This window comes from Legionella norrlandica, from assembly GCF_000770585.1.
In the GTDB taxonomy this organism is placed as follows: Bacteria; Pseudomonadota; Gammaproteobacteria; order Legionellales; family Legionellaceae; genus Legionella; species Legionella norrlandica.
Genome location: NZ_JNCF01000056.1, coordinates 1 through 11,481, shown reverse-complemented (window position 1 = coordinate 11,481; position 11,481 = coordinate 1). Strand labels below are relative to the sequence as shown.

The window sequence follows — 11,481 nt, the reverse complement described above, 5'->3', positions numbered from 1 at the left end:
CGTAATTGAGGTAAAAAAATGAGTCGAGAAGCATGGCTTTAATGAAGCAGAATAAAAAATTTTTAATGTCCATATCTATAGGCCGTGGGGCTAAGGATGTTGCTTGTTTCTCTTGTCTTAAGTTGTGGGTTAGCCACTTTGATTTATTATCTTCATGTGCATGAACCGGAAAGGGATTTTTATGCAACCAGTGGAATAGCCCCTCCAATCCAGCTTAAGCCAATGTTGACTCCTAATATGTCGTCTGAGCCGCTACTTGAGCCAGATCCACCAAATAATGATTCAGAAAGGGTTATACCACAATAATTTTAGAGGATATTATGGCTGAAGATGCCTTAACTGTAGTTGCCTTGAGGAATAAATTTTATAAGGATAGCCAGCGCAAAGTAATATTGGCGTTATTAGTAGCTATTGTAGTAAATATAGTTTTAGCTTCTCTTGTCGTGTATATGATCACACATCCGCCTGCCCCTAAATACTTTGCCACGAGTATTAATGGACGTATTACACCTTTATTTCCTTTAGATGAACCGAACCAATCGGATTCCGCTGTTTTACAATGGGCGAATCAGGCTGCTATTGCAGCATTCACCTATAATTTTGTTAATTATCGCGATGAGTTACAAGCTTCTTCAGGTTTTTTTACAGCAGAAGGCTGGGATCAATTTTTAGGCGCATTACAACAATCAAACAATCTTGATGCTGTTAAGGCAAAAAAACTGGTTGTTTCCGCAGTAGCAACTAGAGCCCCTATTATTTTGCAAAAAGGAGTACTAAACGGCAGTTATTCCTGGAGAGTGCAAATGCCAATATTAGTTACTTACCAAAGTGCCAGTGAGTTTACTCAGCAAAATAACGTAGTGACGATGTTGATAACAAGAATTTCAACTTTGAATTCGCCTAGAGGGATAGGTATTGCTCAATTTGTTGTTGGACCTGCCAGTGGTGGGGTATCTTAGATGAAAAAATATTATCAATGGTGCAAATATTGTTTAGTGTTTGGTATGGTATCGTTTATGTCTTACGGCGTATATGCAGCTGATCAAGACGATGCTCAACAGGCATTACAGCAATTACGGTTACTTCAACAGAAGTTAGCGCAAACACCTGCTGCAGATGTTCAAGATGCTAATGAGGGAGCTAATGAGGCTACTCCGATTATTGGCGCAGCACAACCTCCTTCAGATCAAACTGGGCAAGTCAATGCTCCCCAAGCGGCCCAAAGAAATCAAGCATCAACCACAACTGAAGGTCAGGTAATTAGTCAAGATGACGCAGAAATCATTGATAATAAGGCATTTAAGGATATGACACGCGATCTTTATCCTTTAAATCCTGAGCAAATTGTTCGATTAAAGCAAATATACCAGACTTCGGAGTATGCCAAAGCTTCAACAGCAGGCACCCCTCCTAAACCTACAGCGACATCTCAGTTTGTTAACTTGTCTCCTGGGTCAACCCCCCCAGTGATTAGACTGTCACAAGGGTTTGTATCTTCTTTGGTTTTTTTGGACTCAACGGGATCGCCGTGGCCAATTTCTGCCTATGATTTAGGAGACCCCTCGGCATTCAATATTCAGTGGGATAAAACCAGTAATACCCTAATGATACAGGCGATGAAGTTATATAATTATGGTAATTTGGCAGTTAGATTAAAAGGATTGAATACTCCTGTCATGCTAACTCTTATTCCTGGGCAAAAAGCAGTAGATTATCGAGTTGATTTACGAATTCAAGGTTATGGTCCTAATGCTAAAAGTATGCCGACCGAAGAGGGGATACCTCCATCAGCAAATGATTTGCTTCTTCATGTATTAGAGGGCGTGCCTCCTCCTGGAAGCAGACGCTTGGTAGTGAGTGGAGGGGATGCCCGCGCTTGGTTATCTAATGAAAAAATGTATGTTAGAACCAATCTCACTATATTATCACCGGGCTGGTTAGCTAGTATGACTAGTGCCGACGGGATGCATGCGTATGAAATGCAAAAATCCCCAGTTTTATTAGTTTCCTGGCATGGAAAAGTCATGCAACTCAAGGTAGAAGGGTTATAAGCAAATGGCTAGCAGAAAAGAAAATTTAAAATCACTTTTTTCCAATACTCGGACTCGGGTGATTATTATTTTTACAGCAGTGTTATTAATCATTGCTGTGGTGATAGGCTTTTTAAAATTCAGAGGTGCTGGCACTGCTTCTCTTGCCACAGCGGAAGTCTCGGTGGTACCAGGAGGCATTCAATCCATTCCTGGGGTTTTAGATCCAACTGCCCAATATGCAAAATTACAAGAAGAACAAAATGTTGTCCAAGCAGAAGTCGCTGAGAAAACAGGTGGAAGCGCTATCCCAACTATTATTCGCACCCAAGCATTGGGAGAAGGGGTTGGCGTTATTGGTGCTCAATCGGGAGTAGGGTTTACTGCTCTCGCTCAAGAGGATTTAGGAGGCACCCAAAGAAGCCTGTGGTTACAAGAATTACAAAATGCAGGATGCAGCAAATCAGTTATTACAAAAGTTATCAATCAGGGGGCACAACTTACTGATTTGAAAGCAGCTTGCAGCTGTGTGCAATTAAAAGACAGCGGCTATAATTTAAAGGAGCTTGAACAAGTATGTGAATGTAAAGAATTAAAGGCTGCTGGTTATAATGCGAGGCAACTAAAAGAGGCAGGATATAGTGCAGGTCGGCTAAGAGTTTGTGGATTTGATGCTTGTGAGTTACGGAATGCGGGTTTTTCAGCACAAGAAATGAAAGACGGAGGTTTCTCAGATGGTGAACTGAAAGGAGCGGGATTTTCTGATGCAGAAATTGCAAAAGCTGGTGGTTTACCGGGAGGAATCACTGCAGAGGATGTGCGTAAGGCGGGATGTAGTGCGGCTGCGCTGGCTAAGTTGCGCGCTGCAGGAGTGAGTGCTTCTGCTATCAGAAAAATAACTGGTTGCACTGCTGAACAGCTAAAAGCAGCAGGATACACCGCTAAAGAGTTGAAAGATGCTGGTTTTAGTGCAGCGGATTTGAGACGAGCAGGTTTCACTCCAGCCGAATTAAAAGACGCTGGTTTTACTGCAAGGGATTTGCTGAATGCAGGATTTACTCCTGCAGATCTTGCTCAAGCAGGATTTTCTCCAGCACAAATTAAGGCCGCTCAAGTAGAGCTTCCTCCAGGAATTACCCCACAAGATGTCAAGAATGCTGGTTGTGATGTTGATACTTTGAGAAAGGAAAAAGCAGCTGGTGTCAGCGCTGCATTAATCAGACAATATGCTGGGTGTAGTGCACAGGCACTGAAAGCGGCAGGATTTACTGATGCTGATTTAGCTAATGCAGGATTTACCCCAAATGAAATAGGTGCAGCAGTTCCTTTAAGTGATAACGATATAAGAGCAGCGGGTTGTGATTCTGCAAAACTGAAACAATTATTTTCTGCAGGTGTTTCAGCCAAGCGTATTAAAGAACTAAATGGTTGTAGCTCAGAAGCTTTAAAAGCAGCCGGCTATGATGCTCAATCTTTACTTGATGCAGGATTTACTCCTCAAGAACTACTTGCAGCAGGCTTTACTCCGAAGCAATTACAGGATGCTGGATTAAATCCAGCCTCTATTATCGCAGAGGGTCGTGTTGCTGATTGCAGTGTGGAGTCATTAAAAAAAGCGAGAGCTGCTGGTGTTAGCGCGGCAACAATAAAACAAACACTAGGTTGTTCCGCCGCTGCTCTGAAAGCAGCAGGCTATACTGCAAAAGAATTGAAAGACGCGGGATTCACTGCGGCTGAATTAAAGGCAGCAGGATTTAATGCAAAAGACTTAAAAGATGCCGGTTTTTCAGCTAAGGAATTGCATGATGCTGGATTTTCCGCCGCTGAATTGAAGGATGCGGGCTTTAGTGCAAATGAATTGAAAGACGCTGGCTTTTCAGCTGCCGAATTAAAAAAAGCAGGCTTTTCGGCTGCACAATTAAAGGCAGCTGGATTTTCAGCAAAAGAGCTCAAAGATGCTGGTTTTTCTGCAGCAGAATTGAAGAGTGCAGGATATAGTGCGAAAGACCTGAAAGATGCTGGTTTTTCTGCAGCAGAATTAAAGAGTGCAGGATTTAGCGCTAAGGAATTGAAAGATGCCGGATTTTCTGCGGCAGAATTGAAGAATGCCGGGTTTAGTGCAAAAGAATTGAAGAATGCTGGGTTTAGTGCAGCAGAGTTAAAGAATGCTGGGTTTAGCGCTGCAGAGCTAAGAAATGCTGGATTCAGCCCTTCGGATTTAAGGAATGCTGGTTATTCTGCGGCTGAACTTAAAAATGCCGGATTTAGTACAACAGATTTGATGAATGCTGGATTTTCTCCACAAGATTCATCTGTAGCAGGATTGGGAAGTCCAGGTTTACAACCAGTAGGCTCAACCCTTACGGGGATTCCGAGTATTCCAGGTACTACTACCAGACCTACTACCGATGCTGCTTCTAATGCTGAACAACTGCAAGCTATTTTGAAAAAACAAAATGAACAATTGGCTGAACAAAGATACCAGCAAACAATTCAGCAAAGAACTTCTGATATGCTTTCTGCAGCAAATCAATTAGTTCAAGACTGGAAAAGAGTGGATAACCAGGTTTATACAGAAGCAACTCAAGAAACAACAACCCCTGCTGGTGCTGGAGGTGCTGCAGGCCCTGTTCCGGTAGAGGGCGTTGAGCAACAAGTGACTGCAGGCGTTGGCAACGTTCAGACTCAAGCAGTTATAAAAACAGGCGATATCATGTTTGCTGTATTGGATACTTCAGTGAATAGTGATGAACCAGGTCCAATTTTGGCAACTATTGTTACAGGCAGGTTAAAAGGTGCAAAACTTATAGGAAGCTTTAATTTGCCTTCCAATGCAGATAAAATGGTGATTACATTCAATACCATGTCAGTTCCTGGGGCAGCCAAAACTATCTCAATCTCTGCCTATGCAATTGATCCAAATACTGCAAGAACAGCATTGTCGAGCACAACCAATCATCATTATCTGATGCGCTATGGTTCCTTATTCGCTTCCTCATTCTTACAAGGTTTTGGAAATGCTTTCCAATCAGCAAATACGACAATTACTATTGGTGGTACTGGTGGTGGCAATAATATCACTGTCGCTAATGGTGTAGGACGATCAACATTGGAAAATGCAGTAATAGGATTGGCTACCGTTGGTAAAGCCTGGAGTCAGCAAGCACAGCAATTGTTTAACACACCAACAACTGTGGAAGTTTATTCTGGTACAGGTTTGGGTATTTTATTTACCCAAGATGTGACAATTTAATTTGATGGCGGATAACAATGGCAGAGAAAGATCAAAATAGTGAAGAATATAAGTTTGCAGAACTAGATTCTTATGACATGGATCAGATGGGTGAGTCCGATTCCGGTTCATTTCAATCTGAAAAAGGCGAGTTGACTAAGAAAAAAGATATTAAGCGTAATGCATTAATTGTCGTTGGAATAGTCATTTTTATAATGGTGATGTACAAAGTCATAGGTTGGATGTTTTTTTCAGGGAAATCTGAGACTACTACTGCCCCTGCTACAATACCTCCGGTAACTCAGGTAACTCCTCAACCAGTACAAACAACCTCAGCAATTACCCCAGTACAACAAATACAACCAACAACTGTTGTTGAAAGCGACCCAGATTTAAAGAAAAATGTTTCAGCAATAGAGATGATGCAGCAAAATCTTCGCACTGAAGTAAATGCTCTTAGCGAACAAATCAATACAGTAAATAACAATATTAGAGATCTCAATACTCAAATAGCAAATCTCAACCAAGTTATAGGTAATATGTCTAGTCAATTAGCAAGACAGTCAGAGGTTATTAATGTTCTAATGACACGTACAGCGCCTAAAAAAGTTGTAAAAGTTTCTCGCCCAGTTGCCCCTGCAAGAGTTATTTACTTCATTCAAGCAGTAATTCCTGGTCGGGCTTGGCTAATTGGCTCAAATGGTTCTACACTTACTGTTAGAGAGGGATCAAAAATTCCCGGATATGGAGTAGTTAAATTAATTGACTCTTTACAGGGTCGTATTTTAACAAGTTCTGGACAAGTGATAAAGTTTAGTCAAGAAGATAGTTGAGGCATATATGGCTGATCCAACCTGTACTGGCGGTACTGTAGCATGCTGGATAGCAAGTCAAGCTAACATATTAGCTAATATTGCCAATCAATTAGAGCCTGTGCAGAAATTAATTACTGGTGCAGCTTATTTGATTGGTTGTGCTTTTTTGTTTAAGGCAATCTATAGCCTAAAAGTTTATGGAGAGGCTAGAACTATGATGTCGAGTAACACTAGCATTAAAGAACCCGTTGTTTATTTAATGGTTGGAGCATTGCTAATTTACTTTCCTTCTGGATTGTCAACTGTAATGCAAACAACGTTTGGTTATGCAAATCCATTACAATATGCGCCTGTGGATAGTAACAGCCCAGCTTTAAGCACTTTGTTCGGTAGCGGGAGTATTGTTGGTAGGCCTTTAACAATGATAATCCAGGTCATTGGATTAATAGCATTTGTAAGGGGGTGGGTTTTAATTGCTCGTTCAGCATCTCAGGGGCAACCTCCGGGAGGTACAGGTAAAGGGTTGATTCATGTATTTGGTGGTATTTTGGCGATAAATATTGTTGGTACTGTCAATATGATTAATAATACATTATATGGTTCTTAAATTAATTAAAAACTAGGAGAGAATTGTGAATACTAAGGTTATCCATAAATCAGGTTATAAATACTGGTTTTTAAGCGCAATGAGTTTAGCTTTAATTACTCTAGTTTGTCAGGATGCTTCTGCAGGAGTCTCATTAGGAAAAATGGCATCTCAAATTACCAGTTCATTTACAAGTCTTACCAAGTTAATTACAGCAGGTTCTTATTTGGCAGGGCTAGGTTTCTCCATTGGTGCGATCATGAAGTTTAAGCAACACAAGGACAACCCTACTCAAATACCAATAGGAACGCCAATAGCTCTGGTATTCATTGCTGCAGCGTTGTTGTTCCTTCCTTCAATTTTAGGTGTAGCAGGCGAAACCATGTTTGGAGCTGGTGGATATAAGGCTGCTGGTCCTACTGGAACAGTATATAAGGCTAGTTGATCTGGGCATATATTATCTTCTTGGGTAAAGTATTTTTACTTTACCCAATTTTTAATTTATAGATGTTGCGCTGTAGGGAATGGAAGTTTGGATGATTGTCTCTATTAAAATTGGCTGAATGTGAACTAAAAATATGGCAGATAATCAACAACGTTGTGAGTTAAAATTAATTGCTTCACCAGCTTCTTGGCGCTTATACTCAGCGAGGAAGGTCGATGAGCGATTTAAGGCGTATGAACAAAAAATATTACAAAGAGATAGGTACACTTGCCAGTTTTGTGGATTTCAAGCTCGTTTGTATCAAGAGATAGTTAATTTGGATAATGACTATACAAATAACAGATTATCTAATTTAGTTACGGCATGTTGTTTTTGTGCTCAATGTTTTTTTGTGGAGTCAGTAGGAGTTGGTGGCTATGGTGGAGGGACCTTGATTTACCTTCCAGAATTAAGCCAAACGGAATTAAACAGTTTATGTCATGTTCTTTTTTGTGCAATTACCAATGATACAGGGTACAAGTCTAGCGCGCAAAATATATACAGAAGTTTTAAATTTCGATCACAAATTGTCGAAGAAAAATTTGGGGAAGGCACGAGCGATCCAGCAATGTTTGGACAATTGATGATTGATTCTGGCGTGAATAGTGAAGAAGTCAGATCACAACTTTTTAAAAATATACGACTATTGCCGTCCAGAGCAAAATTCCGAAAACAGATAGAAAAATGGGCTGCCAGCGCTTTAGAAGAAATTGCAGATTAATGTCTTTTAATATTAAATTTTAAAATGAGTAAGTGGAAAATAGTCTAGTGGACATTGGTCCTAAAATTTATTGGATGTTGAAAAGTGCTAAATTAAAAAGATTTCCATTAATAAAAAATTGAGGACGAAGGATGGCAGGTTGGGCAGAATCATTTTTTGAAGGCGTTGATACTTTCTTTGCCTGGTTAAGTACTTCTCTTAAGCAAACCACAGAGTCCTATATTGATTTGGAAACAGCAGATAGTTCTACTGTATTAGTTAATCATGATGGCTCTTTGTTATCAGTTTTAAAAGTTGAGGGAATTACTGCATTAGCAGGTCCTGAAGAATTTGAGCGCTTGGTTGAGGGGTTGTCTAACTCATTTCAAGCGGCTATGGGTAGACCCGGACATGCCTTACAAGTTTATTTTAGTCATGATAAACAAAACATAGTAAAACTGATCAAAGATATCTATTCGCCAGCAGAAGCAACAGCTAATCGTCTTGAGCTTAATCTAAAAGATTTATTTGAAGAGCGCGTGAATTATTTATCACAGTATTGTGCGGAGGAGCGCGTCTATTTTGTTTTATATACTAGGCCATTTAATTTACCAGGTGATCAGTTAAAGGCTGCTAATAAAGCAAAATTGAAAATGTTAAAAGATACAAAAGCTCCTCCGTTCAAAAATACTCAAACCATTTTTGCAGCAATTCCTGAATTAAGAGATACTCACGATGCTTATGTGCGATCAATTCTTAATGACTTGGGGGCGATGAATGTTATAGTAAAATTGCTCGAGGTGCATGAAGCAGTTCATGCTATTCGCATGACAGGAGATCCAGATTATACTGCAGATGATTGGCGAGCTACCTTACCTGGCGATAAAATACCAGTTCGTGAATTAAACAACTTCGAAGGTGATGCTTCTGATTTATTATGGCCACCATTATCCAAACAGGTTTTGCCAAGAGATGCAGAAGTCATGGATTTACGTACTGTTCGCGTAGGGGATAAAATTTATTCTTCAACTTATATTGATTTATTCCCAAAGGACGTTAGACCTTTTATTAGCTTATTTGCTCGTATTCTGCCCTCACATGTCCCATGGAGAATTGCTTTTTTAATAGAGAGCGAAGGATTAAATACTATTAAATTGAAGGGGCTCTTAGCTGCAATATTGAGTTTTAGTTCAGCCCAAAATCGCTTAATCAGTGATTCGGTGAATTTATTGAAATACATACAACTCAACACGGATGAAGCTATTGTCCGATTACGTGTTGTTGCAACGACCTGGGCTCCAGAAGGAAATTTACCATTATTGAGACGTAGAAGCTCTGAATTAGTGAAAGCGATAGAAGGGTGGGGCTCTACTGATGTATCTGAAATTTGTGGAGATGCATTTGCTGGTTTTGTGTCCAGTATGCTAGCGACTACTTTAAACAATTCTGCTGTGCCATCTGTAGCGCCGTTAACAGACGTTATCTCAATGCTACCAATTACAAGGCCAGCATCGCCCTGGAGAACAGGAGCGCTATTATTAAGAACGCCGGATGGAAAGCCCTGGCCTTTTCAACCTGGTTCTACCGAACAAACAACCTGGATCGATTTAGTCTACGCTCGTCCGGGTTCTGGTAAATCAGTATTGTCGAATGCATTAAATTTGGCACTCTGTCTATCAGGCGGCTTAATGCGCTTACCCAGAATTGCAATTATCGATATAGGCCCTTCAAGTAGTGGTCTAATTTCATTATTGAAAGAGGCACTGCCCGCATCTAAACGGCATTTGGTTGCCTACCACAGGCTAAGAATGACCCCCGATTATTCAATTAATCCATTTGATACTCAATTAGGTTGTCGTTACCCAACAGCTTTGGAGAGGTCCTTTTTAGTCAACTTCATGACCTTGCTTACCACGCCTTTAGGTGCTACAAAACCATATGATGGAATGGCAGATTTAGCAGGTATGGTCGTGGATGAATTATATAAAAGCATGGCAGATGAATTTAATCCAACTCCTTATGCTCCAGGACTAGAAGAATTTATCGATAGTATTTTAGAAGAAATAGGATTTATCCGCGATGCAAAATCTACTTGGTGGGAAGTTACGGATGCATTGTATTCAGCAGGATTTGTCCATGAGGCAATGCTGGCACAAAGATATGCGATGCCATTGTTAGCAGATGCCGCATCTATTTGCAGAACACCATCAATTGAAGATTTGTATGAAAAAATTACTGCCCCTACAGGGGAGTCATTAATTAATGCTTTTTCCAGGATGATTTCAGCAGCTGTTCGGGAATATCCCATTTTATCCCGAGTTACCAGTTTTGATATCGGTGATGCGCGGGTAGTTTCACTCGATCTTGATGAAGTAGCAAAAAGTGGTGGTGATGCCGCCGACCGGCAAACTGCTGTTATGTATATGTTGGCCAGATACGTATTGGCAAGACACTATTACTTAACTGAAGAAAGTTTAAACAATGTACCAGACCAATATAAAGAGTATCATAAGCAAAGGGTGTTAGAGATTCGCGAGGATCATAAGCGGATTGTTTATGACGAATTCCACCGTACTTCAAAATCGTCCGCGGTTCGAGAGCAGGTCATTATCGACATGCGGGAAGGACGAAAGTGGAAAGTGCAAATTGCTTTATTATCGCAAGCAGTTGATGACTTTGATCCAGTGATGATTGATTTTGCAACGGCCATTTATGTGATGGATGCTGGACCTTCTCAAGCAGTGGAGAAAACCAGTGAAATTTTTGGTCTTTCTGAAACAGCTAAGATAGCTTTACGCACTCGAGTGCATGGGCCGAGACAAGGTGGGGCCACTTTCCTGGCTCAATTCGCTACCAAAACAGGAATAAACGTACAGCTACTGACCTTAACATTAGGGCCAGTAGAATTATGGGCATTTAGTACTACTGCAGAAGATGCTACGGTTAGAAATCATTTATATAGACATTTGGGACCAGCTGAAGCAAGACGTCTTTTGGCAGCGTTATTTCCTAATGGAACAGTTACCAAGGAATTAGAGTCTCGTTTAGCAAGCATGAAGGAAAGAGCCGGATTAATTGAAGAAGAAGAGAGACAAGGTATTATTAAGCAGTTGGTCAATGATATTCTTGACGCCTACTCGAAAGATCCTAATGTCAAAAGCTTACCTGCAAAAATTGGTTAAACTTATAAATCTAGAAGCTTTAATTGGCTTAACTCCTAAATAGGCTCTTGCCGCACTTGGTAGTACTCAAGAAGGCCTGACAGCTCAGGAGGTTAAAAAAGCAAGCAATATATGGTTTTAATGAAGTTGCACAAAAGCCTTATCGTCTACAAGTACTTGAAGCGATATCTTATTCAATAAACCCATTGGTCACTATATTACTCCTCGCAGCCTTAGTTGCTGCATTTACCGGAAATTTTGTCAATGCGAGTATCCTCATTACCATACTGACCATAAGTATTGGTCTGGACTGGGTGTGACTTCGCATTAATGTAAGAATATTTCTGAGCACTCTCTTTCTATGGTTAATTTAAAACCACTCAAATCTCTTTCAATTAATTCATGTATAATTCCTTCTTAAATTATCCCCAGTGAATAGAATTAAGGTGAAAGTATGCAATCCAAATTCGAGA

At 40.4% G+C, this 11,481-nt stretch carries 11 protein-coding genes; 10 read left to right on the top strand and 1 reads right to left on the bottom strand.

Going from position 1 to position 11,481, the window contains the following annotated elements; translation table 11 throughout:
• A partial coding sequence (locus OK13_RS15490; protein WP_241480541.1) for a hypothetical protein occupies positions 1–187 on the bottom strand: 187 nt, incomplete at its 3' end.
• Between OK13_RS15490 and icmM the strand changes: the two genes are divergently transcribed.
• The 10 genes from icmM to OK13_RS16075 all read left to right on the top strand — a co-directional run bounded on the left by icmM (position 97) and on the right by OK13_RS16075 (position 11,328).
• Entirely contained in the window at positions 97–306 is a 210-nt protein-coding gene (gene icmM, locus OK13_RS11165; protein WP_241480540.1) for a type IVB secretion system protein IcmM/DotJ, read from the top strand. The two genes, OK13_RS15490 and icmM, sit on opposite strands and share 91 nt — an antisense overlap.
• Before the next feature lie 14 nt (positions 307–320).
• Complete coding sequence (locus OK13_RS11160) at positions 321–959, top strand: type IVB secretion system apparatus protein IcmL/DotI (protein WP_035890851.1); 639 nt, start codon at positions 321–323, stop codon at positions 957–959.
• Positions 960–2,051, top strand: coding sequence for a type IVB secretion system protein IcmK/DotH (icmK, locus tag OK13_RS11155; protein WP_035890850.1), 1,092 nt, complete (start codon positions 960–962; stop codon positions 2,049–2,051).
• 4 nt (positions 2,052–2,055) lie between these two features.
• Positions 2,056–5,283 carry a type IVB secretion system protein DotG/IcmE gene (dotG, locus tag OK13_RS11150; RefSeq protein WP_035890849.1) on the top strand — a complete coding sequence of 1,076 codons (3,228 nt, stop codon included), beginning with the start codon at positions 2,056–2,058 and terminating at the stop codon, positions 5,281–5,283.
• A gap of 17 nt (positions 5,284–5,300) precedes the next feature.
• Complete coding sequence (gene icmG / locus OK13_RS11145) at positions 5,301–6,095, top strand: type IVB secretion system protein IcmG/DotF (protein WP_035890848.1); 795 nt, start codon at positions 5,301–5,303, stop codon at positions 6,093–6,095.
• A gap of 7 nt (positions 6,096–6,102) precedes the next feature.
• Positions 6,103–6,684: a hypothetical protein gene (locus OK13_RS11140; protein ID WP_035890847.1), complete on the top strand. Its 582-nt coding sequence runs from the start codon at positions 6,103–6,105 to the stop codon at positions 6,682–6,684.
• A 25-nt stretch (positions 6,685–6,709) separates the two neighbouring features.
• Entirely contained in the window at positions 6,710–7,108 is a 399-nt protein-coding gene (locus OK13_RS11135; RefSeq protein WP_035890846.1) for a hypothetical protein, read from the top strand.
• A gap of 133 nt (positions 7,109–7,241) precedes the next feature.
• Complete coding sequence (icmJ, locus tag OK13_RS11130; protein WP_035890845.1) at positions 7,242–7,868, top strand: type IVB secretion system protein IcmJDotN; 627 nt, start codon at positions 7,242–7,244, stop codon at positions 7,866–7,868.
• Between the two features lie 131 nt (positions 7,869–7,999).
• Entirely contained in the window at positions 8,000–11,029 is a 3,030-nt protein-coding gene (gene icmB, locus OK13_RS11125) for a type IVB secretion system protein IcmB/DotO (protein ID WP_035890844.1), read from the top strand.
• A 107-nt stretch (positions 11,030–11,136) separates the two neighbouring features.
• The gene (locus OK13_RS16075) at positions 11,137–11,328 is read left to right on the top strand and encodes a hypothetical protein (protein WP_338151682.1); all 192 of its coding nucleotides are present in this window, start codon (positions 11,137–11,139) and stop codon (positions 11,326–11,328) included.
• Positions 11,329–11,481: the final 153 nt, after the last annotated feature.